The following is a 24,021-nucleotide window of genomic DNA, read 5'->3' on the forward strand; positions in this document are numbered from 1 at the left end:
AAGTTCATAGAGATCAAGATATAGAGATAAGCCTACCCTTTTTCGGGTGTCGGCAACGGCGCACAACCTGCATGGTGCCCGTCGTGACCGGTCAGAAAATCCGCCAGGACCTCCGCCTGCGCATCGAACATTCCAGCACCAATCATCGTCTGACAGCCCCGTTTTCTAGCTTCCTCGATAAATGGCGATACGTGCGGTTTAGTGATCACGCAAGCAGCAAACTGCTCTGACCGCAACTTTGTTACGTTTACGGGATATGGATCATTCGATTTCATACCCATCGGCGTAGCATTTGCAATCAGATCGAACCCGAAAGGGTCATCGCTGCCAACGACAACCTTACCCGGATAACGTGCACTGAGTTTGCCGATTACAGAATCACGCTTGTCGCTATCGACATCGTGAATGGCAAGCCGCGCTGCTCCTCGCTTCAGCATTTCCAGCGCAATGGCTGTTCCGGCACCGCCGCATCCGACGAGAAGGACGCTTTTCCCTTGCACATCGAACCCTTCCCATTCAATGCCATCGAGAAAGCCGATGCCGTCAGTATTATCGCCGTACCACCCATTTCCAGCGCGCCGAACAACATTGACCGCCTCAATGAAGGTGGCATTGTCCGTCAGTCCGGCACATAGCTCATAGGCCTGCTGTTTGTGCGGTATCGTCACCAGCAAACCGCCGATATTGTCGACCACGCTCAATGTGGCGAAAACAACTGGCAGATTGGATGGCGCAACATGCAACGGAACAACAAGCGCATTCTCGCCGCGCTCGCGGAACAGTTCCGTCATGACTTCCGGCGAACGCACCTGCTCAATCGGATCTCCAACCACAGGAAAAAGGCGCGTCGCTCCATTCGGAAACGGCCCGTTGTCCTGCAAAGATTGAGCATTATCGCCATATGCCATGAATTCACTGATCCTAGCCTGCGCGCTCGCATTAGAGCGCTCCCAGGAACAGATTAGCGAATGGCAGAGATAATATCGCCTACCAAATGAATAGGATTCCATAACATGATGTTAATTGGCGGCGCGTCAGTATTTGTGGCCGAATGAGCTGACAGCGTTCATTTCCTTGCGCAACACATCGATGAAATGTTCCGCATAGACGGAAAGCGGCAGATCGTTGCGATAGGCAATATAAGTGTGAAAGGCGCTCTCCGCGTCAATTGGAATGCTTTTCAGGCCTCGCACCACACCATGCGCGACCGTAAACTCGTCGATTATCGCTATACCCAGCCCGGCTGCAACCAGACTGCACACAGTCGTCCCGAAGCGGGCTTTGATGTTCATGCGATAGTCGAGGCCCGCATTGGTGAACATCGCCGCCATGATTGCACCGTACGGGTCTTTCGGGTTGATGCCGATCAGCGGATGTTCCGACATTTCCCGAGGCGTGATCTTTTCGCGTGATGCCAGCGGGCTTGTCTCAGGCACGATGCAGAGCAACCGCCCCTTTGCCAGCGGCTCGAATTCGATCAGCGTATGATCGAAGCGCGATGAGATTGCAACGATCTCGCCACGTCCTAGAAGAAGATAGTCAACGGCTTCTTCAATCTTGAGAATATTGAGGTCGAGGTGAACATCGCTGTAACGCTCGCGCACCTTTGCGACCGCGCGCGGCACCATCACATTGGCGATGCTTGGCACGGACGCAACGCAGAGTTCCTGCGCCTTGCCCTTGCTTAAATCCGCGACAGCCGATTGCAGATCATCGATTTTCCGGTGCACCGTATCCAGAAGATCGAAGATATTGCGGGCTTGTGATGTTGGAACATAACGCCCGCCGCGACGATCAAAGAGCCGGATGCCGAGGGAATCTTCCGAATATTTCATGAGCCTGCTGATCCCCGGAGCAGAGACATTCAGTAGTTTGGCCGCACCGGCAATCGTCCCGGTCACCATGATTGCCCGGATAACTTCGATTTGTCGCAATGTCAGCATTTGTTTCCCGCCTGTTTCGCTCCTCACACAGGCATATTCATCAAATGCATGTCAAATGGCTACTCAATCGCCGCCGGAAAAACCCTGCCTTCGAACAGTTTGCGCGCCGTGCGAATGGTGCCTGCGCCTTTGACCGTTCCGTCTGCTGCCAGATCGAGGAAAACTTCCATCGCGCCGCTTGGATGTTCAATCGCATAACGACCATCATGCGGTGCGTTCACCAGCTTTGCTGCGGGACTGGAGGGCAAGCGTGTTGCTGTCGCGACCGTCACCGCCGCCAGCACACCGACGGAAGCATGAACACGATGCGGAATGAAGCTGCGCGTCGATATGGCACCTCCGGCAGTGGGCGCAGAAACGAGCGTCATTTTCGGTACGGACGCCTCGCGCACATCGCCGAGATGCATCAATAAGCCGGCTTTTAGCCGGATTACTTCAAGCTTTGCTTTAAGATCGTTATTCGCTTCCAGCTCTTCGCGGGTCTCCATGCCTGTCAGGCCGAAATCGGCAGCGCGCATGATGACGCAAGGCATTCCATTGTCGATAAGAGTTGCTTCGACATCCTCTATGATGTCCATTTCGTTGCCGGTCGGCAACAGAGCTCCGCACATGGAGCCGGCGACATTCATGAACAGAAGAGGTATGGCGGCATGAGTGCCCGGAACGCCAGCAATTGCGGTATCACCGGCATAATTGACGCGACGGTTGGGAGTGGAAATCTGGGCAAGCGCAATCTCACCCGAATTGACCATGTGAATGCGCACCGGCGTCACATCGTCCTTCGCAGCCACCAGGCCCATTTCAATGGCTGCCGGTCCAACACCTGCCAGAATATTCCCGCAACCCTGCGCATCACTGACAAGTGGCTGGTCCACAAAGACCTGCAAAAAGAGATAATCCACATCCGCATCATCGCGGCTGGAAGGCGACAGGATGGCCACTTTCGAGGTTAGTGGGTCGGCACCGCCGATACCGTCAATCTGGCGAACATCCGGCGAGCCCATGACGCCCAGCAGCACTGCATCACGCTGTTGCTTATCAGACGGCAGGTTGGCGGCCAGAAAATAGGCGCCCTTGGATGTCCCTCCCCGCATCCAGAGGCAGGGAATGCCGTCCTCATACATATTTGAGTCCCTTTTCCGCCAGACGTTCGCGCATCTTGTAGATGTCGAGACCCAGTTCACCCGCCGCCAGCCGCGCGCGTTTGGCTTCCTCATTGGCAAGGCGCGTTTGCGCTGCACTCAACACGTCTTCGGCCTCAGTGCGCTTCACGACACAGACACCGTCATCGTCGGCCACGATAATATCGCCCGCCTCGATATAGCCTCCGGCACAGACGACAGGAATATTGATCGACCCCAGCGTTTCCTTCACCGTTCCCTGCGCAAAGACAGCCTTTGACCAAACTGGAAAGCCCATAGATGTCAGATCGCGCACATCGCGCACACCCGCATCGATGATCAACCCGCGGCAACCCCGCGCCTGTGCCGAAGTGGCAAGCAAATCGCCGAAATAGCCGTCCTCGCAGGGGCTTGTTGGCGCCAGAACCAGAATATCGCCTTGCTGCAACTGTTCGATCGCCACATGGATCATCCAGTTGTCGCCCGGTGCCGCCGAAATCGTTACAGCCGATCCGGCAACCTGTGCGCCGGAATAGATCGGGCGCATATAGCTTGACAGCAGACCTTTGCGTCCCTGCGCTTCATGGACGGTTGCCACACCTGCCGCCGCCAGCCCATCAATGACTTCCGGTTTGGCGCGCGCAATATTCTGAACGACAACTGGCATTTCAACGCTCCTTGTTACTTCCTGCGACCGGGGGCGTTCCATGGGTGTGGAACGTCTCAATGGTCTTCAGACCCCAGGCCTGTCCTTTTCTGCGCTCCGACTCCGTCCAGACGATCGGTTCCCAGTCCGGCGCGAGGATCAGACGTGCGCCTGAATTGGCCAGTTCCACACGATTGCCCGCCGGTTCCCAGACATAGAGAAAGAACGTGCCCTGCACGGCGTGCTTGTGCGGACCGGTCTCGATATGAACGCCATTTTGAAGGAAGATGTCGGCCGCACGCAGAATGTCTTCTCGCTGATCCGTCGCATAGGTGAGATGATGTAAACGCGCATGGCCACCCCCATGCTCTTCCGTGCAGGCGAGATCGTAGGTCTTGTTGTTGATGGTGAACCACGCACCACCGATGCGGCCATTATCGAGCTGGATCATCTCCGTGACACGCGACCCAAGACAGGTTTCCATAAACCTGCGGAACTCCGTCACGTCGCTGCACAGGAGATTAAGATGATCGATCCGCCGCGGTGCTGCGCCGGTGTAGGCGCTTGCGGTGTTCTTGAGCACCGGCGCATCCGCACCTTGTCCCGTATAACGCACGGTATCCCAATAGATCTCGAAGACATGGCCGAACGGATCCTCAAACCGGAACGCTCGGCCATGTCCTCGATCACCCCCCACCCAACCGATGATCTTGTATCCGCTTTCGCTGATCGCTTTCACACGGCGCTCCAATGCCTCCGGCGACGCTACGCGATAAGCGATATGTCCGACGCCAGTGGTGTGATGCCGGGTCAATTTGAGCGAATGGAATTCATAATCGTCCCAGGCCCGCAAATAGGCGGACTGCTCATCCATGCCGGACAGTTTCAGCCCGTAGATGCGCGTGAAAAAATCGAGGCTTTCCTCGAATTTGTCGGTATACACCTCAACATGCGCGAGGTGGGCAATATCAAAACTCCGCTCCATGGCGTCCTCCCTGTCATACGCCATGCTGTTTAAAGCTCATCCACGGTACGTGGAAATACTGATTGGAAGCCTTCGGCATATTTTGCCTTGCGACCACCGGACTGCCCGCCCGAATTGCGCATGAAATGGTTCGCGCGATTTTCGGCGACATTCTTGTAATAGGCCCACAAATGTTCCTGCCCTTCCATGCACTGGATGGCGGCCCATTTCTTGTCCCATACCGACGTGATGTCTAAAAACGTGTCAGGCTTCCAGCCCATCTGTTCGGTCTGGTGTGGCTCGAACAGATAAAGCTGCGGCGCGCCAAGCACTTTCTCACCCGGCTTATGCCCCCAGGCCTGTGCGATCATGCGCGTTTCAAGCGCAATCTCGGTCGCATACATATGGTCGGTATTGTAGGGGTCATATTGCGAATGGCTGAGCATGAAAGCCGGCTGCACATCGCGGATTACATCGACGAGCTTGAACTTGTCCTCATCGTTCAGACGCAGCGGATAGTCGCCAAGATCGAACGAAACGAGGTCATGCACGCCAAGAGCCTTTGCCGCCTTTTCCGATTCCGCACGGCGCGCCGCCTTGACGCGCTCCAGCGTCATGCCTGCATCTTTCCAGAGCTTGGCTGACTCTCCACGCTCACCAAAGGAAAGGCAGACGACGGTTACGTTATATCCAAGCTCGGCGTGCTGCGCGATTGCCCCGCCACAGCGCCAGACAAAATCGGCCGCATGCGCACTGATAACGAGCGCCGTCTTTTTCTCGGTCATGAAACTCTCCTCTAATCTGAGGAAACTTCACAACAGACCGCGCCACATTCCAATTTGGTTATGGGCGCAACATGATAAGTTTTTGCTATAGATAAATCCAACCCGTCGATGTGTGCCATTCCAACTATAGCATTTTCTTATGTCGTCACGCCCATTTCTAAATGGGTTTGACGCGCACTTTCCATAATCCTGACAGCCAATCAGGACGCATTGGAAGCGCCGCGAGTGCATGGCTGCTTCCGATCATCCGATAGAGAGGCGCGCCTTTCGGCGCGATCCGACTGGGAGGAAGAATGCTTACCCTTTTGTTCGACGGGGTAGCTTATGGAATGCTGCTATTCGTATTGTCATGCGGATTGGCGGTTACGTTGGGATTGATGAATTTCATCAATCTCGCGCATGGCGCTTTCGCCATGGCCGGAGGCTATGTCACCGTCATTCTCACGAACCGTATTGGCGTGCCTTTTTTGGCGACGCTGCCCATCGCGTTCATCGTGACGGCTATAGCCGGGGTCATACTGGAAAAGACGCTCTATATCCGTCTTTATGAGAAATCGCATCTCGATCAGGTGCTGTTTTCCATCGGCATTGTTTTCATCGCCGTGGCCGGAATCGACTATCTGATGGGATCACAGCAGCAGATCCTCAATCTCCCTGAGTTCCTGCGCGGACGGGTAGAAATTGCTGGCGTGGGCATCGGCATCTATCGCGCATTTCTTATTGTCGTGTGTGGCGCTCTTGCTATAGCGCTCCAATTGGCTTTAGCGAAGACCCGTTTCGGCAGCCAATTGCGCGCCTCGGTCGATGATCGCCGTGTCGCGCGCGGACTTGGCATTCGCGTCAACACCGTTTTCGCCGTGACCTTTGCTGTCGGCTCTGGTCTGGCTGGACTAGGCGGAGCACTGGGTGCCGAAATCCTCGGCCTCGACCCGACCTTTCCTTTGAAATTCATGGTCTATTTCCTGATCGTCGTTTCCATCGGCGGCACCTCCAGCATGACCGGACCACTTGTCGCGTCGATCTTGCTCGGCATTGCCGATGTGATGGGCAAATATTACGTTCCCGCACTCGGCGGTTTCATCATCTATATCGTTCTGGTTGCGGTGCTTGTTTTCCGTCCGCAGGGCCTGTTTGCGAGGGCAAGCTGATGGTTAACGCCCTGACACAGACAGTTTCCGCCTCGGATGTCGCGCAGAGCCTCAAGCGGAGAACCCGCTGGGGATTACTTGAAGCCGTTTTCTGGGTTGCAGCGATCGCCGCCTGGTTCCTCTTTCCCGACCAGCATCTCATTTTGATCGAGGTCGTCGGCTTTGCCATTCTGGCGCTTTCTATCGACCTCATCCTCGGTTATGGCGGCGTGGTAACCCTTGGACAGGCTGCAATGTACGGCGTCGGCGCTTATGCCAGCGGCCTGTTCTCGATCTATGTTTCCGGTGAACCGCTGACGGGTCTCGCTGTCGGCGCTGTCTCCGGTGCACTTCTGGCCTTCGCCACCAGTTTTCTCTTGCTGCGCGGCGGCGACCTCACCCGCCTCATGGTGACACTCGGCGTTGCTGCCGTGTGTCATGAAATCGCCAATCAGGCGAGTTGGCTGACAGGAGGTGCGGACGGGCTTCAGGGCATTACCATCGAGCCAATCTTCGGCGTCTTCGAGTTCGATCTGTTTGGCCACACCGGCTACGCCTACAGTCTGGCCGTATTATTCGTGCTGTTCGTACTTGCCCGCCTCATCGTCTTCTCGCCTTTCGGCTATTCGTTGCAAGCGATCCGCGAAAACCCGCTGCGCGCTTCGGCAGTCGGCGTTCCCGTGCGCTCCCGACTGGTGACCATCTACACCATTGCCGGTGCCTATGCCGGCATAGCGGGTGCGCTTTTCACCCAGACACAGCAGTTCATTTCGCTCGATGTTCTGTCGTTCCAGAAATCGGCAGACGGCCTGATGGTGCTTGTCATCGGCGGCACCGGCTATCTCTATGGCGGCCTGATTGGCGCACTCGTCTACGAACTGATCCAGGACGCCTTGTCATCCGTGACACCACAATATTGGCAGTTCTGGCTCGGCGTCCTTCTCGTGTCTTTCGTTCTGTTTGGGCGCGACCGTCCTCGTCAATTCATCCGCGCGCTTTCGGCACGGCTGTCGCGGCGCACTCAGAAATCCCGCGAGGCCACACAATGACCGTCGCCGCACTGGAAACTATTCATCTCAGCAAATTCTTTGGCGGACTGAAAGCCACTAATGATGTGACTTTCCGCCTGGAACGCGGCGCACGCCATGCCCTGATCGGGCCAAACGGAGCCGGAAAAACCACACTGATCAATCTGTTGACCGGCGTGATTACCCCGTCACAAGGCGAAATTCGTCTGAATGGGGCCAATATCTCGACCATTTCGCGTGAGAAGCGTGTGAAACGCGGACTGGTGCGCACATTCCAGATCAACCAGCTCTTCGCCGAGCTTAGCGTCGTTGAAAGTCTGGCGCTCGTCATCAATGAGCGTCGAGGATATGGCACCCAATGGTATCGCCGCACTGGTGCCTTGCCTGGAATCGACGACGAAATTGCGCGGCTGGTCGAGGACTTCGGGCTGGAAAACGTCATGGATTCCACCTGCTCGTCCCTGCCCTATGGCAAACAACGCCTGCTGGAAATTGCCCTTGCCATCGCTTGCGAACCGAAAGTTTTGCTGCTTGATGAACCCGCGGCAGGTGTGCCGCAGGCCGACCGGCAGGAAGTGCTCAAGCGTTTGGCGAAACTTCCGGCCGATGTCTCGGTTCTACTGATCGAACACGATATGGACCTCGTCTTCAGCTTTGCCGACCGCATTTCAGTTCTGGTTTCCGGAGCCTTGTTTGCGGAAGGAAATGTTGAAGAGATCGCCTCTGATCCACGCGTCAAGGAAGTCTATCTTGGAGGCGGGCAGCATGGCTGATCTTCTACAACTGGAAGGACTTTGTGCCGGTTATGGCAAGGCAACCGTGCTGCATGGCGTGAACTTCAACTTGCGTGCTGGCGAAGCGTTGGCGCTACTCGGACGCAACGGAGTTGGCAAGACAACGACGCTCAACACCATTGTCGGGCTGACCCGCTTTCACAGCGGGCGCATTTTGCTGGATGGCGAAGACATAGCGCGCATGGCACCGGAACGGCGCGTTGCGGCGGGGATCGGTTGGGTTCCGCAGGAGCGCGGCATTTTCCGCTCACTGACAGTCGAGGAAAACATCACGGCCATTGCGCGGCTCGGTCGCTGGACACTCGACGCCGTCTATACGCTTTTTCCGCGATTGCAGGAACGGCGCGCCAATATGGGTAATCAACTGTCAGGCGGCGAACAACAAATGCTGTCTATCGCGCGTGCGCTGGTGATCAATCCCAAAGTGCTGCTGCTCGACGAGCCGACCGAAGGTCTGGCGCCGATCATCGTGGAAGAACTGCTGGCCGCCATCCGCCGGATCGTTCGCGAGGAAGGCCTTTCTGCCATCATCGTGGAACAGCACGCACAACAAATACTCAACATCACAGACGAAGCCATCGTTCTCGACCGCGGGACTGTGGCCTATGCGGGCCGAAGTGACGAGCTGGCCCGTGATGAACACACACTGGGGCAGCTTCTGGGGGTCGGCCTTTCGTAGGACCAGCCGACAACTTGAACACATCGCCGGAGCCGTGGGTATCCGGTAAAATTTGGAGGAGGAAAACAATGGGATTAAAGAAACTTGCAATTGGAGCGCTGACAGCAGCAGCAATCGGTCTGCCTGCACTGGCACAGGCTGAAGACACTGTTAAAGTCGGCGTGGTCATTCCGCTGACCGGCGGCTTTCAATCGAATGGACGGCAGATCAATGCCGCACTCAAAACCTATCTCGCCACGCATGGTGATACGGCGGGCGGCAAGAAGGTCGAATTCATCATCAAGGATGATGCCAGCACGCCCGACAACGCCTTGCGGCTGTCGCAGGAACTGGTGACCAAAGACAAGGTATCCATTCTGACTGGCTTCGGCAACACACCGACGGCCTTATCGGTTGCGCAGCTTTCAAAGCGTGCCAAGGTGCCACAGATCATCATGGTGGCAGCCACTTCTTCAATCCCCGGTGCATCGCCTTACATTCTGCGGACGTCCTGGACCATTCCGCAGATGGCAGCGGTTATCGGCAAATGGGCACCGGAAAACGGTACCAAGAAATTCGTCAGCATCGTGTCGGACTATGGCCCGGGCGCGGATGCCGAAAAATGGTTTGAAAAGACGTTGCAGGACAATGGCGGCACGCTGTTGTCCAAGCTCAAAGTGCCGCTGGCAAATCCAGACTTCGCTCCGTTTCTGCAACGCGCCGCAGACGAAAAGCCAGAAGCGATCTTTGTCTTCGTACCGACCGGCGCGGGTGCGGCTTTCATGAAGCAGTTTGTGGAGCGCGGACTCGACAAGTCGGGTATCAAAGTCATCGCCATGGCCGACGTCACCGACGATGACCTCATCAATGATATGGGTGAACCGGCTATCGGCGTTATTACCGGAGGTCCCTACTCTGCGAACCATGCATCGCCTGAAAACAAGGCCTTCGTGGAAGCCTTCAAAAAGGAAAACGGCGGCATGCGTCCCAACATGGTGGCAGTGTCCGCCTGGGACGCACTGGAGCTGATTTACAAGACGCTGGAAAAGACAGGTGGCGATGCAACCGGCGATACATTTGTCGATGCTGCCAAAGGCATGCAGATCAACAGCCCACGTGGTCCGATTTCCATCGATCCAGCAACGCGGGATATCGTCCAGAACATCTATATGCGCAAGGTCGAGAAAGTTGACGGAGAACTCTATAACACCGAGTTTAAGACCTACGATCAGGTCAAGGACCCTGCAAAGTAAACGGCGACGGGAGCGGCAATATTTGCCGCTCCCGTTTATGCTTCGAAAGCGGTTATGTGAGGTTTGACGCATGGATCAGTCTCGACCAAGTACACCGCATCGCCGTGTCTCTCGTGGACAGAGCGTTAAACTCAGCCTAGAGTTTGCTACCCTTGGCAAGCTCGAAAAAATGAACGCTGAAACACCGCTCTTCCCACACATATCGTCGTCTTCACAATCGGACACACGTCATAATTTCCGGCATCTGCGCGTGTTTCTGGCGGTTGTCGACAGCAATTCCGTAACGAGGGCGGCTGAAACCTGCCATGTTTCACAACCCGCCGTGACACAGGCACTGGCGAAAATAGAGCGCAAGCTTGGCATGTCGCTGTTTTCCCGCACCAGCACAGGTCTTTTTGCCAATCAACACGGCGAGGCTTTTGCGACACGCGTGCGGCGCACTTTCGAACTGATCGACCCGATCCTGTCCGGCATCAATCCGCGTCTGTGCATCACCGTCACCACGGCGCAGCTGGAAGCACTGATTGCTGTCCATGAGACCCAGAATTTTACGCTAGCCGCGAGGCGCTTGCATCTGGCCCAACCCACCGTCCACCGCGCAATCACTCAGCTGGAAGATGCCTCTGGACGCAAGCTTTTCGAACGCACTGCCTATGGCATTATTGCCACCCGCATAACCGTGCAATTGGCACAGGCTGCGCGATTGGCATTTGCCGAGCTTGAACAGGCGGAAGCCGATGTGGCAGATACGGTGTCCGAAGAAGCAGGCCGGGTTGTGATTGGCGGCATGCCGCTATCACGGTCCTATATTCTGCCAAAGGCAATCGCCAAGTTTCGCGTTCTGCGTCCCAAGACCCTGATAAAGATTGTGGAAGGACCCTATGTCGATCTTCTTTCCGCACTGCGACGAGGCGAGATTGACTTTCTTATTGGAGCGCTACGATTTCCCACACCAATAGACGATGTGGAACAACAGGTTCTCTTCACCGATACGCTGGCGCTGATTGCTGGAAGCGAGCATCCCTTGATGCGCCGAAGCACGATTACCGTTCAAGATCTGGCGCGCTATCCCTGGATCGTCGGTAACCGCGAAACACCCATCCGCCAGCACTTCGACCGGCTGTTTGAAAATGCCGACTGTGCACCGGATAGCCTCATCGAATCCAGCTCGCTGGTGCTGATGCGTGAATTGCTGCTCAGCACCGAGCATTTGGGCTGCATATCGTATCTTCAGGCACAGGCGGAACTCGCTCGCGGATTTCTCAAACAACTGCCGCTCGACCTTAGCCATACCGAGCGCCCCATTGGTTTGACCACACGCAAGAACTGGATGCCAACGGCAGCGCAACAACAATTCATCGATCTGGTGGCGGCACACCAGTCTTGAGAGGAACTATGAAAATAGCATTTATTGGATTTGGCGAAGCTGCGCGTTCATTTACGGACAGCTTGCAAAAGCTCGGCACCGCCAAAATAATAGCCGCCTACGACCTGAAAGCGGACAGCACGATTGCTGCCACAGCCAATGCGCGTGGCGTTGCATTAAAGCCCACCGCGGGCGAAGCGATCGCGGATGCCGACTGGATCATCAGCGCTGTTACCGCCGACCAGAGCTTCAATGCCGCCGCTGCGGTTATGGATGCACTTTCCAGTGGTCAGCTGTTTATCGACATCAATTCCGTCTCACCTGACCGGAAAAAGGAAACCGCCGCCATAGTGGAAAAGAGCGGTGCCACCTATCTCGACATGGCGGTTATGGCGCCCGTTGACCCAAGAGGCCACCAAACGCCCGTGCTGCTCGCCGGTTCAACGGCGGATATAGTGGCTGGCGACATGCGCTCTCTTGGCTTCAATTTCGAAGTTATAGGGCCGGAACCGGGTGCGGCGACCGCCATCAAGATGGTTCGTTCTCTCTTCGTCAAAGGTCTTGAGGCACTAACTGTCGAGACGATGCTGGCTGCATCCGCTTCGGGTTGCTTCGACTACGTCCTTTCGTCGCTTTCAGCCAGTTACCCGGGCCTCGGATGGCCACAGAACGTCAACTACATGTTTGAGCGGACGCTACGTCACGGTGCACGCCGGGCAGCCGAAATGCGCGAAAGCGCCGCCACACTTGATGCTTTGGGTCTGACAGGCGCTCTTGCTGACAAGATCGCCGACGTTCAGGCGTCAATGGGCGCAGTTTCTGCTCAGGAACTACCACAACGTCCACTTCCTGCCGCTGTGGCCGAAATTCTGTCACTGCGGCTTTCAGCACACAGGTCATAAAAGACGCGTTCGTCGGGACCGCAGCTATGGCATGTTCTTCATCATCTCCGGGCTCATCGGCATCATGTTCTCATTGAGATGGTGCATAACCCAAAGCGACCCAGCCAGTGCGATACCAACGATGATGAGCGTAAAGATCAGTGCCATCAGCGTCCAGCCGCCTTCTGAGCGTGGGCTCATATGCAGGAAGTAAATCATGTGAACCACAATCTGGACCGCTCCTATCCCCATGACTAGCATGGCGGTCAGCTGCTTGCTGGCGAAAACATCGCCCATAACAAGCCAGAATGGGATGGCGGTGAGAATAACCGACAGGACAAAGCCTGTCATGTATCCGCCAAAGGTCGCATGGACCTCGTCCGCGCCCGACCCATGATTGTCGTGATGGCCCGATTGGGCTCCGTGGTGCTCGCCTTGTACGCTCATCCCAGAACTCCCAACAAATATACAAAGGAGAACACGCCGATCCATATAACGTCGAGAAAATGCCAGAACATCGAAAGGCACATCAGACGTCTGCGGTTCTCGACGATCAGACCATGACGCATGACTTGCAACATGAGCGTAATCAGCCAGATGATACCGAAGGTAACATGCAGGCCGTGGGTACCGACAAGCGTGAAGAACGAGGATAGGAATGCCGAACGGCCCGGCCCGGCCCCTTCGCGAATAAGATGGCTGAATTCATAAATTTCGATAGCAAGAAACAATGCGCCGAAAATGCCGGTAATGCCCAACCAGAATAGCGTTGCAGTCTTGTCATCGCGCTGCATCTGCAACATGGCAAAGCCATATGTGATCGACGACAGCAAAAGCATCGCCGTATTGATAGCGACCAGGCTGAGATCAAACAGGTCGGCTGGTGAAGGTCCGGCCGCATAATTGCGACCAAGCACGCCATAGGTAGCAAAAAGAACAGCAAATATCAGGCAGTCGCTCATCAGATAGAGCCAGAAGCCCAGCATGGTGCTGTTTTCCGGATGGTGGTCTTCCGTCAGATAGAACTGCGGCTTCTCGGCTTGGTCCAGATGTGTTTCTGTCATAATTCAACCTATCCAGCGAGAAGTTTCGAACGCGCATCTTCAGTCGCCGCCACGGTTTCAGCAGGGATATAGAAGTCACGTTTATAGTTGAATGTATGGCCGATTGCGGTGATCAGCAAAGCCACGAAGGAGACAATTGCCAGCCACCAGATGTGCCAGATGAGAGCGAAGGCGAGAACGACGCTGAACCCTGCAAGTATGACGCCTGCACCCGTGTTACGCGGCATATGGATGGGACGATAACCAGTAAGCGGGCGCTCGTAACCGCGGTTTTTCATGTCATACCAGCTGTCATGGTCATGAACGACTGGCGTGAAAGCGAAGTTATATTCCGGCGGCGGCGAAGAGGTTGACCACTCAAGCGTTCGACCACCCCACGGATCGCCGGTCAGGTCGCGCAATTGCTCCCGCTTCAGGAAGCTGACAACGAGCTGGATCACGAAGGACGCGATGCCGAGCGCTATGAGAAACGCGCCGAAGGCCGCAATGACAAACCATATCTGAAGCGAAGAATCTTCAAACTGACTGACGCGGCGCGTTACACCTTTGAGGCCCAGAACATAAAGCGGCATGAAGGCAAAGAAGAATCCAATCTGCCAGAACCAGAAGCTCATCTTGCCCCAAAACGGATCGAGCTTGTAGCCAAATGCTTTCGGCCACCAGTAGACCAATCCCGCCATGAGACCAAAGACGACGCCGCCGATAATCACATTATGAAAATGCGCGATGAGAAAGAGCGAATTGTGCAGCACGAAATCCGCTGGTGGTATGGCCAACATCACACCAGTCATACCGCCGATCACAAATGTCACCATGAAGCCGATGGTCCATAGCATAGGCACTTCATAGCGTATCCGTCCGCGATACATCGTGAAGAGCCAGTTGAACATCTTCGCACCCGTTGGGATGGAGATGATCATCGTCGTGATGCCGAAGAACGCATTGACTGATGCGCCGGACCCCATGGTGAAGAAGTGATGGAGCCAGACGATATAGGACAGGATCATGATGACGCAGGTCGCATAGACCATCGAAGCGTAGCCGAACAGACGCTTGCCGCAGAATGTCGCCACCACTTCCGAAAAAATACCAAAAGCCGGCAGAACAAGGATGTAAACTTCCGGGTGTCCCCAAATCCAGATGAGATTGATATACATCATCGGATTGCCACCAAGATCATTGGTGAAGAAGTTCGTCCCCACGTAACGGTCCAGTGATAGCAGAGCGAGTGTTGCTGTCAAAATCGGGAATGTCGCGACAATGAGCACATTGGTGCACAACGACGTCCAGGTGAACACAGGCATCTTCATGAATGACATGCCCGGTGCACGCATCTTGACGATCGTGGCGATGAGGTTGATGCCTGACAGGGTCGTGCCCACACCTGCCACCTGCAAGCCCCATATATAATAATCAACGCCGACATCCGGACTGTAATCAATACCGGACAGCGGTGGATAAGCCAGCCAGCCAGTACGAGCAAATTCTCCCACAAATAGCGACATCATAATGATGATGGCACCGCCAGTTGTCATCCAGAACGAGAAATTATTGAGAAACGGAAACGATACGTCGCGCGCGCCGATCTGAAGCGGCACCACATAGTTCATCAGACCAGTTACAAACGGCATTGCCATGAAGAAAATCATGATCACGCCATGGGCGGTGAATATCTGATCATAGTGGTGGGGAGGCAGATAGCCTTCATAGCCGTTGAAGGCCAATGCCTGCTGAATACGCATCATGATTGCGTCTGCAAAGCCTCGAAGCAGCATGATCAGCGCGAGAACAACATACATGATGCCGATCTTCTTGTGATCGACACTGGTGAACCACTCGTTCCAAAGATAGCCCCAAAGCTTGAAATAGGTGATCAGCCCCACGACAGCGATCCCTCCGATTGCGACCACTATGAAGGTCAGCAGGAGGATCGGTTCGTGATAGGGTATCGCCTCAAGAGTGAGACGCCCGAAAATCATACTCGTAGGACTGTTACCGCCAATCATGATAGAACATTCCCGAAGTTATATTCACGCGATCATCGCGTTTTCAATGTTTGGACCTATGTACTTGTCTGAACTCTAACTTTAACTCGTCCTAACCTGTGTCACGCCATCGACCTGAATCAACTTCAAGGCATGTTGTGCATATTATGCATGTCATGACCCTGTTCCTGATTGGTGCTCGGAGTGGTTTGAACATCCGTTGCTGCGGGTTGGGCCGCATCATTGCTATAGCGATTGTCGTGTTGAAGCTTGGCCTTATTTTCACGGCTGTCGACGCCTGCGCCACCCATCCGATCAATATGCATCATATCGCTCATGCACATCTGGCCCGGACGAACGCACATGTTGAGTATGGCTTGAAAAAGCCCGTCTTCGACCGCTCCGAAATACCGAACCGGTTCCTTGATACTTGGCTTTTCAAGCTTGAGATATGTATCCCTGTTCAGCGCGGTACCGTTCTGCTTCACCCGATTGATCCAGTTGTCGAAGCCGGAATCATCAACCCCGTGAAACTGGAAGCGCATATGGGAAAAGCCTTCACCGCTGTAATTGGATGAGAAGCCTTCATATTCACCGGCCTTGTTGATGACGGCATGAAGCCGCGTCTGCATTCCGGGCATCGCATAGATCATGCCCGCAAGTGCCGGAATATAAAAGGAATTCATGACTGACGAAGCGGTGATCTTGAAATCAATCGGCCTGTCAACGGGTGCCGCCATCTCGTTCACCGTGGCGATACCATAGTCCGGATAGAAGAACAGCCATTTCCAGTCGAGCGCCACAACCTCAACGGTTAGCGGCTTTGTTCCAGCCTCGACCGGTCGAGCGCCATCAATTCTGTCGAGAGGCCTATAGGGGTCGAGTTTGTGCGTATTGACCCAGGTGATCGCGCCCAATGCTATGATGATCAGCAGCGGCGCTGTCCAGATAACCACTTCCAATGCCGTCGAATGATGCCATTCGGGATCATATTTGGCCGCGCTGTTAGACTGCCTGTACCGCCAGGCAAAGAAAAGTGTGAGGAAAATAACCGGCACAATAATAATCAGCATCAGGATCGTCGATATGACGATGAGGTCCCGCTGCTGGGCGGCAATATCCCCGGACGGGGACATGACGACCATATTGCACCCGGCCAGCCCCAGAAGAAGCGAGGCTAGGATCGTATTTCGTATGAAACTAAAGAATGAGTCCATGTTAAACCCGACCTACATTCTGTTCCTTTAATCATGATAAGGCACAATCGCGTTTCGGGAAGACCCATTTTTCAGTTTGTGAAAATTTCGCGGCAAAGCAGCTTTTAGGCAACTATATCGGCTTTTTTTTTGCCCTGTTCCTTGATATCGTGCGCTGGTGCGACATCATAAAGCACATGATACGTTTCCCTCGGAGAGTTTCATGAGTTCGTCCGCCACGCCGACATCAACAGGTCTTGAACAAGACGCGCGACGCATCCACAGTGACGGAAAGCCCCTGTCTCCGGGCAACGTCGCCATAGGTGTCGTCATCGGTCGAACGTCCGAGTTCTTCGATTTTTTCGTCTATGGACTCGGGTCCATTCTGGTTTTCCCGAAGCTGATTTTTCCATTTGCCCCCGATCCGGTGACGGCGACTTTGATGTCGTTTGCGGTTTTCTCGCTCGCATTCATTGCGCGTCCCGTGGGTTCTTTCATCTTCATGTGGATTGATCGCGAGTACGGGCGAGGTACGAAACTGACGCTTGCCCTCGTCATCCTCGGCGGGTCAACAGCATCCATCGCATTCTTGCCCGGCTTCGAGACGATCGGATACTGGGCCGTATTTCTACTCGCGCTGTTTAGACTTGGACAGGGCTTCGCGCTCGGCGGTGCTTGGGATGGTCTGGCTTCACTGCTCAGTTTGAGCGCACCCCAGAGTAAAAGGGGCTGGTATGCAATGATACCGCAATTGGGAGCGCCTATCGGTTTTGCGCTCGCCAGTGTTCTGTTTGCTTATTTCGTGCATAACCTCAGCGAAGCGGACTTCCTCGCATGGGGCTGGCGCTATCCATTTTTTGTCGCCTTCGCAATCAATGTCGTTGCGCTATTCGCCCGTCTCCGCATCGTTGCAAGCAGCGAATTTGGCGCAGCTATGGAAGCACAGGAATTGCAACCACGGCCGGTATTTGAAATGCTGAGCAAGCATAGCACTGATGTCCTGCTCGGCGCATTTGTGCCGCTGGCGAGCTTTGCCATGTTCCATCTCGTCACGATCTTTCCGCTCAGCTGGGTTGTGCTTTCGGGCACGCAACCTGCAGAACGCTTCCTCTGGGTGCAAGTAGCTGGCGCCGCGATCGGCGTGGTCGGTATTATCCTGTCGGGCTTCGTCGCAGACCGCATTGGACGACGTAGCGAATTGATGGTTGGCGCCATTATCATCGCCATATTCAGCTTTTCCGCCCCCTTCCTGCTTGATGCAGGCAGTGCCGGACAAGATGCTTATATTCTGATCGGCTTTGGCGTATTGGGACTGACATTTGGCCAGTCTTCGGGCGCGGTGTCTTCCCGTTTCACGCAGTATTATCGCTATACCGGTGCGGCACTGACATCGGATCTTGCCTGGCTCGTCGGAGCCGCCTTTGCCCCGCTCGTCGCTCTTGGCCTTGCAACCAGCCTCGGTATTATCTTCATCGGCGGATATCTGATATCCGGTGCAATCTGCACACTGGCTGCACTCAGCCTGTCACGCGTGCTGGACCAGAACTAAGTAAATGTCGGCAAGCCAAGCTGGGTCGGCTTGCCGAATATCGTGCGTGCTTTATGCCAATGGCTTATAGGCGATCACGTCCATCTCCACCTTGGCGTCAATCATCAATGGCGACTGCACCGTGGAACGCGCTGGCGGATGATCGATAAAGTGCTTTTGAAACACCGCGTTGAAGCTGGAAAAATCGCGTGCATCATCAAGCCAGACGTTTACCTTAACCACATCAGCCAATGTGCATTCAGCAAGGGCCAGCACGTCCTTGATGTTGATGATGACCTGTTCAGTCTGGGCAACGATATTGCCCACCACCACTTCGCCGTTAAGTGTCGGAACTTGTCCAGAGACATAGACGAAATCGCCCGCACGAACCGCTTTTGCAAAGGGGCGGCGCTGTCCGCCAGCCTGATTGTCAGCGGTTTCGTAACGGATCAGCTTTTCATTGCTCATGTCTAGGCTCCTTATTCAATTGGTACTTTTGCATCGCTCACGCAGCGGTCAGGCGCTCGCCCCATTCGGAGAAATCCTGCACCAGATGCCCTGGCGAAACTTCTATATAGTTGCGTTTGGGCGGCACATAATCGAGCGGTCGCAACGGGCTCTTGATTTCTTCGCCAAGCTCCGGACGCACCAGCCCGCGCGACGACGGATCAGGAATCGGCACGGCTGCAATGAGGCGGCGTGTATAAGGGTGCTGAGGATTGCCGAAGATTGCCTCGCGTGGACCGATCTCAACGATCTCGCCCAGATACATGACAGCGACGCGATGACTGATCCGCTCCACAACAGCCATGTCATGGCTGATGAAGAGATAGGCAAGATCGTTTTCCTCTTGCAAATCGAGTAGAAGATTGGCCACTTGCGCCTTGACCGAAACATCGAGCGCCGACACCGCCTCATCCGCGACTATCAGCTTTGGCTTCAGCGCCAAGGCGCGTGCGATGGAAATTCTCTGCCTTTGGCCGCCTGAAAACTCGTGCGGAAAACGTTCAGCTACGGAAGCGGAAAGCCCTACCTGCTCCAGCAGTTCTGCAACTCGCCGTTTCGCCTCACGCTTCCCCATCATCTTATGGGCCAGAATAGGCTCAGCAATCGCCGCACCTATGCGAATACGGGGATTAAGCGAAGCAAACGGATCCTGAAAAATCATCTGCGCGCTGCGCCGCATTTCGCGCAACTGCGATGCGGCCAGTTTGGTCACGTCCTGGCCATCAATGACTATATTTCCCGATGTCGGCTGGAGCAGACGCATGACCGTTCGTCCGGTCGTCGATTTTCCGCAACCGGATTCCCCGACCAATGCGAGCGTTTCGCCGGGACGAAGATCGAACGAAACATCTTCAACGGCGTGAATGCGACCGTTCGGGAGATCAAACCGCACTACAATATTGGACGCCTGAAGAAGCGGCTTTCGGTCTTCGGACACGGGTTTTGTCTGCACACCGTCCGTGGCTTTTCCGGTTTGCGGATCAACGGATGGAAACCGCTTTGGCGCTGTCGCAGCGCCCATGGTCCCCAGACGCGGAATGGAAGCAAGCAGCGATTTGGTATAAATTTCTTTTGGTGCAACGAAGAGTTGTTCCGTGCGGCCCGTCTCGACCATGTCGCCACGGAACATGACCACAGTACGATCCGCAACCTCCGCGACGACGCCCATATCATGCGTGATGAAGAGAACGGCCATGTTCTCTTCCTGCTGTAACTCGCGAATGAGGTGCAGGATTTCGGCCTGAATTGTTACATCCAGAGCAGTCGTTGGCTCGTCGGCAATCAAAAGCCTTGGGCGACAGGCGAGCGCCATTGCAATCATAACACGCTGGCGCATGCCGCCGGAGAACTTATGCGGATATTCTTTCAGGCGGGAGCGAGCCGCAGGAATGCGGACGCGCTCCATGAGACGAACGGCTTCGTCTTCAGCCTGCTTCCAGCTCAGTTTTTGATGAAGCACCAAGGCTTCAGCCAATTGATTGCCAATCGTGAAAACCGGATTGAGCGAAGTCATCGGCTCCTGAAAAATCATTCCGATGGAGCCACCGCGCACCGAACGCATTTCGGCTTCTGATACTTGCAGGAGATCGCGCGCATCGAGTAAAATCCGGCCTTCCGACTTCGATTTTGCAGGCGGCAGCAGCCGCATGGTGGAAAGCGCGGTAACACTCTTACCCGAACCGCTTTCCCCCACGATTGCAACTGTCTCGCCAGCGTTCACATGGAAATTGATGTTGCGGATTACGGGTCGCCAACCGTCCGCTGTTTTGAACGAGGTGGTCAGGTTTTCAACTGACAGAACGGGACGAATTTCGCCGCTATGCTCTTCAAACATGATCAGCTTTCCTTTGCGAGACGCGGATCGACCAGATCGCGCAAGCCGTCGCCAACAAGTTGCAGCGAGAGGACGGAAAAGACGATGGCAAGGCCGGGGAACAGCATGAGCCAGGGTGCGTTGTTCATATATTCCCGCCCCGACGCCAACATGGTTCCCCAGGTCGGCATGTCCGCCGAAACGCCAACTCCCAGGAAGGACAGGCTTGCCTCCGCCAGCATTGCCGAAGCGAAGACGAACGTCGCCTGTACGAGAATGGGGGAGGCCAGATTGAGCAGCACGTGACGCAACAATATCTGCCAGGTGGGAAGCCCCAGCGAAATTGCAGCCTCGATATAGGGCATCTCCCGGATCACCAGTGTCGAGCCGCGCACGATACGCGCCAGACGCGGCGCATAGGTGATCCCAAGCGCGATGATAACGGTCATCAACGAAGGACCTAGTGCTGCAACAAGCGCAATCGCCAGCAGAATATCCGGAAAGGACATCATTGCGTCGAGCAGTCTGGAGATAGGCGTATCCAGCTTGCGGAAATATCCGGCTGTGACACCCAGTATGACACCCAGAACGGTTGAGATCACAACCACACCGAGGCTGACGAGCAACGAAATGCGTCCTGCATAAATGGCACGCGAGAAAATATCGCGCCCGAACTCGTCGGTGCCGAATAGATGCGTTAAGGACGGTCCGTGCAGCTTGTTGACGATCGACAGTTTGTTGGGGGCATAAGGCGCAACCCATGGCGCAAGGATCGCTGCCAGCACCACGATCAGCAGAATGATTGAGCCAAGCATGATTGCACGGTTGCCAAATAGACGACGCAAGCTCGATGCAAAGGGCAAGGAAATGGAAGCGAGCGTCACAGGCGTACCCTCGGATCTACAAGAATATAGAGCATGTCGACCACAAAATTGATCAGGACATAGATGGCGGCGACGACAAGCAGCGTGCCTTGGATAACCGGATAGTCGCGGCGCAAAACCGCCGACACCACCAGATTGCCAATGCCGGGCAGGCCGAACACAGTCTCCGTCACCACAGCGCCAGCGACCAGCATTGCAATGGAAAGGCCGATGACGGTGATGATAGGCACAAGCGCATTTTTGAACGCGTGCTTCAGGATTACGCGGCGTTCACTGGCGCCTTTTGCGCGGGCGGTGCGCACATAGTCATCCCCCAACACATCAAGCATGGCAGCGCGTGTAAAGCGGGTAATCAGTGCGGAATTAACAACCCCAAGCGCCACTGCAGGCAAAATCAGGTGATGTAATCGTTCCAGAAAGCTCGTATCCGGACCGCCATAACCTGACGCCGGAAACCAGCCATATTGCACGGCAAAAATCTGAATGAGGAGGAGGCCCAGCCAGAAACTGGGTACACTCGCTGCCACCATGGTCAGCACCACCACAGTCTGGTCAAAGAAGGTGCCTCGTTTAACTGCAGAGAAAACCCCAACGGGCAAGGCAATCAGCACTGCAATCAGTATCGAAAACAGCGTGAGGAAGAATGTGGGCTCCGCACGCGAAGCAAGGGCTTGTGTCACGGGTTGATTGAGAAAAATGGACTGACCTAGATCGCCCTGGAATATGCCCAGCACGAACTGGCCATATTGCACCAGAAGGGGCGCATCCAGCCCCATCCGTGCTCTCAAATCTGCGATGTCCTGCGGGGTCGCATCAGACCCCAGCATGACGGCAGCAGGATCGCCGGGCGTGACCCGGACAATGACGAATACAACTGTCACAACAAGGGCAAGCACGACGGCCATGCCTATCAAACGGTGCAACAGTGCCCGGACGATCCTCGACATGGTTTGCCTCACTTCTTCGGGGCTACATTCCAGAAATGCGGCCAGTAGGTTGGCGTATAACCCGAAACCCCATCCGCAACGCCGGAAAGCGCATTGAAATTACCGACCTTATAGAGCGGCGCGTCATCATAGATGACGGTCTGGATGCCTTCCCACGCCTTCTGCTTTGCTTCATCGCTCGTCGCATCCATATAGGTAGCGACGGCCTTGGCTTTCTGGTCCGACACATACCAGCCCGGATAGCTATCCGTGATGGTGTTGATGGTCGTCGGATCGCCAGGGAAATTCGAATGGGTGATGAAGATGTCCCACTGCTTCGGATCGGCGCGACGTGTCGTCAACGTAGCCCAATCGACAACCTGCATATCCACCTTGAAACCCGCTGCCTCAAGATAGGCTTTAGCCACCTCACCAATCTTGTAATGGAACTCATATTGACGGCTGGTCAAGAGCCGGATCGGCGTGCCGTCATATCCGGCATCCTTCAGGAGCTTGGCTGCTGTTTCCGGATCACCTTCGCCATAACGGGCGACACCGGCTTCAGTATGCCAGAACGAACCTTCCGGGAAAATCGAACCATCGACGCTGTAGAAGCGGTCATCGGAGAAGGCTGCGAGCATCATGTCGGACGCGTTGAGTGCAGCTTGCACCGCCTGACGCAGTTCCTTTTTGACGAGCGCGCCTTCCTTCATGTTGATATTCATGGAGGCCCAGCCGGAGTTCTTGAAGATGACCGGCTTCGCCTTGCCGCTTGTCTCAACGCGCTCATAGGCGCTGACGGGAAGCGAATCTGCGAAATCAAACTGACCGGAAATCAGCCCCTCAACGCGTGTATTCGCATCGGGAACAGGCACAAAGCGTAGTTCCTTTGCAATAGCCTCGCGCTTGCCTGCATAGTTGCTTGGCTCACCTTCCGGGGATTTATAATCATCGAAGCGCACGAGCTGCGTGTACTGATCCGGCTTGCGTTCCTTGAGCGCGTAGGGTCCGGTTCCAACGAACTTCGTCAGCGTATCGGCGATTGTCTCCGACGGGATAATAATCGACGCCTGCGAGAGCGTGGCGAGAAGCGGCGCATAACGCGACTTGAGCTTGATGATGACGGCATGGTCGCCGTCTTCGGTCAGGCTGTCCACGATGCCAGCAACCTGCTTGCCCTTGGAATTGATTTCCATCCATCGCTTCAAGGATGCAACGACGTCCTTGGAGTCAAAGTCGCTGCCGTCGTGGAACTTCACTCCTTCTCTCAGCGCAATCCGGTAAGTCAAACCATCTTCAGAGATTTCCGGCATACCGGCGGCGAGCAATGGAACCGATTTCCACTGTTCATCATAGGTGTAAAGCGTCTCAAAGATATGCTGATCAATCGTCAAAACGATATCAGTTGGAGTCTGCATCGCATCCAGCGTTGGCGGCTCGCCAATGGTCGCGATGGTGAGAATACCATCCGATGATTGCGCGAAAGCCATCGCGCTTGAACATAGAAGTGCTGCGGTGGTCGCAAGCAGGAAACGTTTCTTCATTGTAACTC

The 24,021-nt window shown here is 55.1% G+C and carries 23 protein-coding genes; 8 read left to right on the forward strand and 15 right to left on the reverse strand.

Translation table 11 applies throughout. The features are described from left to right. Positions 1–32: 32 nt before the first annotated feature. The 6 genes from FHW00_RS12170 to FHW00_RS12195 all read right to left on the reverse strand — a co-directional run bounded on the left by FHW00_RS12170 (position 33) and on the right by FHW00_RS12195 (position 5,459). Positions 33–908 (reverse strand): shikimate dehydrogenase family protein, encoded by an 876-nt coding sequence (locus FHW00_RS12170; RefSeq protein WP_078337123.1) that lies wholly within the window; start codon positions 906–908, stop codon positions 33–35. Between the two features lie 126 nt (positions 909–1,034). Continuing rightward, the gene (locus FHW00_RS12175; protein WP_078337124.1) at positions 1,035–1,943 is read right to left on the reverse strand and encodes a LysR family transcriptional regulator; all 909 of its coding nucleotides are present in this window, start codon (positions 1,941–1,943) and stop codon (positions 1,035–1,037) included. Positions 1,944–2,002: 59 nt separating this feature from the next. Continuing rightward, a complete protein-coding gene (locus FHW00_RS12180) occupies positions 2,003–3,067 on the reverse strand; it encodes a 4-oxalomesaconate tautomerase (protein ID WP_078337125.1) in 1,065 nt (354 codons plus the stop codon). Further along, a complete protein-coding gene (locus FHW00_RS12185; RefSeq protein ID WP_078337126.1) occupies positions 3,060–3,731 on the reverse strand; it encodes a 4-carboxy-4-hydroxy-2-oxoadipate aldolase/oxaloacetate decarboxylase in 672 nt (223 codons plus the stop codon). Before FHW00_RS12185 ends, FHW00_RS12180 begins: the two co-directional genes overlap by 8 nt. Position 3,732: 1 nt before the next feature. Next, positions 3,733–4,695, reverse strand: coding sequence for a VOC family protein (locus FHW00_RS12190; protein WP_078337127.1), 963 nt, complete (start codon positions 4,693–4,695; stop codon positions 3,733–3,735). A gap of 29 nt (positions 4,696–4,724) precedes the next feature. After that, positions 4,725–5,459 (reverse strand): PIG-L deacetylase family protein, encoded by a 735-nt coding sequence (locus FHW00_RS12195; protein WP_078337128.1) that lies wholly within the window; start codon positions 5,457–5,459, stop codon positions 4,725–4,727. 293 nt (positions 5,460–5,752) lie between these two features. On the opposite strand from FHW00_RS12195, the gene FHW00_RS12200 reads away from it, so the two are divergent. From FHW00_RS12200 to FHW00_RS12230, 7 genes are all read left to right on the forward strand, one after another. Continuing rightward, positions 5,753–6,607, forward strand: a complete 855-nt coding sequence (locus tag FHW00_RS12200) for a branched-chain amino acid ABC transporter permease (protein WP_078337129.1) — start codon at positions 5,753–5,755, stop codon at positions 6,605–6,607. Beyond that, a complete protein-coding gene (locus tag FHW00_RS12205) occupies positions 6,607–7,635 on the forward strand; it encodes a branched-chain amino acid ABC transporter permease (protein WP_078337130.1) in 1,029 nt (342 codons plus the stop codon). The genes FHW00_RS12200 and FHW00_RS12205 overlap by 1 nt, the downstream gene beginning before the upstream one ends. Then, positions 7,632–8,387, forward strand: a complete 756-nt coding sequence (locus FHW00_RS12210) for an ABC transporter ATP-binding protein (RefSeq protein WP_078337131.1) — start codon at positions 7,632–7,634, stop codon at positions 8,385–8,387. The genes FHW00_RS12205 and FHW00_RS12210 overlap by 4 nt, the downstream gene beginning before the upstream one ends. Continuing rightward, on the forward strand, positions 8,380–9,087 hold the full coding sequence (locus tag FHW00_RS12215) for an ABC transporter ATP-binding protein (protein ID WP_078337132.1): 708 nt from the start codon (positions 8,380–8,382) through the stop codon (positions 9,085–9,087). The genes FHW00_RS12210 and FHW00_RS12215 overlap by 8 nt, the downstream gene beginning before the upstream one ends. A 68-nt stretch (positions 9,088–9,155) precedes the next feature. Then, complete coding sequence (locus FHW00_RS12220) at positions 9,156–10,319, forward strand: ABC transporter substrate-binding protein (protein ID WP_078337133.1); 1,164 nt, start codon at positions 9,156–9,158, stop codon at positions 10,317–10,319. 169 nt (positions 10,320–10,488) lie between these two features. Next, positions 10,489–11,706: a LysR family transcriptional regulator gene (locus tag FHW00_RS12225; RefSeq protein WP_078337134.1), complete on the forward strand. Its 1,218-nt coding sequence runs from the start codon at positions 10,489–10,491 to the stop codon at positions 11,704–11,706. A gap of 8 nt (positions 11,707–11,714) precedes the next feature. Next, positions 11,715–12,587, forward strand: coding sequence for an NAD(P)-dependent oxidoreductase (locus tag FHW00_RS12230; protein WP_078337135.1), 873 nt, complete (start codon positions 11,715–11,717; stop codon positions 12,585–12,587). Between the two features lie 24 nt (positions 12,588–12,611). Here the strand turns inward: FHW00_RS12230 and cyoD are convergent, their stop codons facing one another. The 4 genes from cyoD to cyoA all read right to left on the reverse strand — a co-directional run bounded on the left by cyoD (position 12,612) and on the right by cyoA (position 16,832). Further along, entirely contained in the window at positions 12,612–13,013 is a 402-nt protein-coding gene (cyoD, locus tag FHW00_RS12235) for a cytochrome o ubiquinol oxidase subunit IV (RefSeq protein WP_078337136.1), read from the reverse strand. Beyond that, complete coding sequence (cyoC, locus tag FHW00_RS12240; RefSeq protein WP_078337137.1) at positions 13,010–13,630, reverse strand: cytochrome o ubiquinol oxidase subunit III; 621 nt, start codon at positions 13,628–13,630, stop codon at positions 13,010–13,012. The genes cyoD and cyoC overlap by 4 nt, the downstream gene beginning before the upstream one ends. Positions 13,631–13,638: 8 nt before the next feature. Then, positions 13,639–15,636 carry a cytochrome o ubiquinol oxidase subunit I gene (cyoB, locus tag FHW00_RS12245; RefSeq protein ID WP_078337138.1) on the reverse strand — a complete coding sequence of 666 codons (1,998 nt, stop codon included), beginning with the start codon at positions 15,634–15,636 and terminating at the stop codon, positions 13,639–13,641. Between the two features lie 125 nt (positions 15,637–15,761). After that, the gene (gene cyoA / locus FHW00_RS12250; protein WP_078337139.1) at positions 15,762–16,832 is read right to left on the reverse strand and encodes a ubiquinol oxidase subunit II; all 1,071 of its coding nucleotides are present in this window, start codon (positions 16,830–16,832) and stop codon (positions 15,762–15,764) included. Positions 16,833–17,034: 202 nt separating this feature from the next. Between cyoA and FHW00_RS12255 the strand changes: the two genes are divergently transcribed. Continuing rightward, on the forward strand, positions 17,035–18,360 hold the full coding sequence (locus FHW00_RS12255) for an MFS transporter (RefSeq protein WP_078337140.1): 1,326 nt from the start codon (positions 17,035–17,037) through the stop codon (positions 18,358–18,360). Between the two features lie 51 nt (positions 18,361–18,411). On the opposite strand, the gene FHW00_RS12260 is transcribed toward FHW00_RS12255, so the two are convergent. Genes FHW00_RS12260 through FHW00_RS12280 form a run of 5 tightly spaced genes read right to left on the reverse strand, consistent with a single transcriptional unit; the run spans position 18,412 to position 24,013 of the window. Further along, positions 18,412–18,807, reverse strand: a complete 396-nt coding sequence (locus tag FHW00_RS12260) for a RidA family protein (RefSeq protein WP_078337141.1) — start codon at positions 18,805–18,807, stop codon at positions 18,412–18,414. 37 nt (positions 18,808–18,844) lie between these two features. Next, positions 18,845–20,680, reverse strand: a complete 1,836-nt coding sequence (locus FHW00_RS12265; protein ID WP_078337142.1) for an ABC transporter ATP-binding protein — start codon at positions 20,678–20,680, stop codon at positions 18,845–18,847. Between the two features lie 2 nt (positions 20,681–20,682). Then, entirely contained in the window at positions 20,683–21,543 is an 861-nt protein-coding gene (locus FHW00_RS12270; RefSeq protein WP_078337143.1) for an ABC transporter permease, read from the reverse strand. After that, a complete protein-coding gene (locus FHW00_RS12275) occupies positions 21,540–22,490 on the reverse strand; it encodes an ABC transporter permease (protein WP_210276519.1) in 951 nt (316 codons plus the stop codon). Before FHW00_RS12275 ends, FHW00_RS12270 begins: the two co-directional genes overlap by 4 nt. A gap of 8 nt (positions 22,491–22,498) precedes the next feature. After that, complete coding sequence (locus FHW00_RS12280; protein ID WP_078337144.1) at positions 22,499–24,013, reverse strand: ABC transporter substrate-binding protein; 1,515 nt, start codon at positions 24,011–24,013, stop codon at positions 22,499–22,501. Between the last annotated feature and the right edge of the window lie 8 nt (positions 24,014–24,021).

This window comes from Ochrobactrum sp. P6BSIII, from assembly GCF_014138065.1.
Taxonomy (GTDB): domain Bacteria; phylum Pseudomonadota; class Alphaproteobacteria; order Rhizobiales; family Rhizobiaceae; genus Brucella.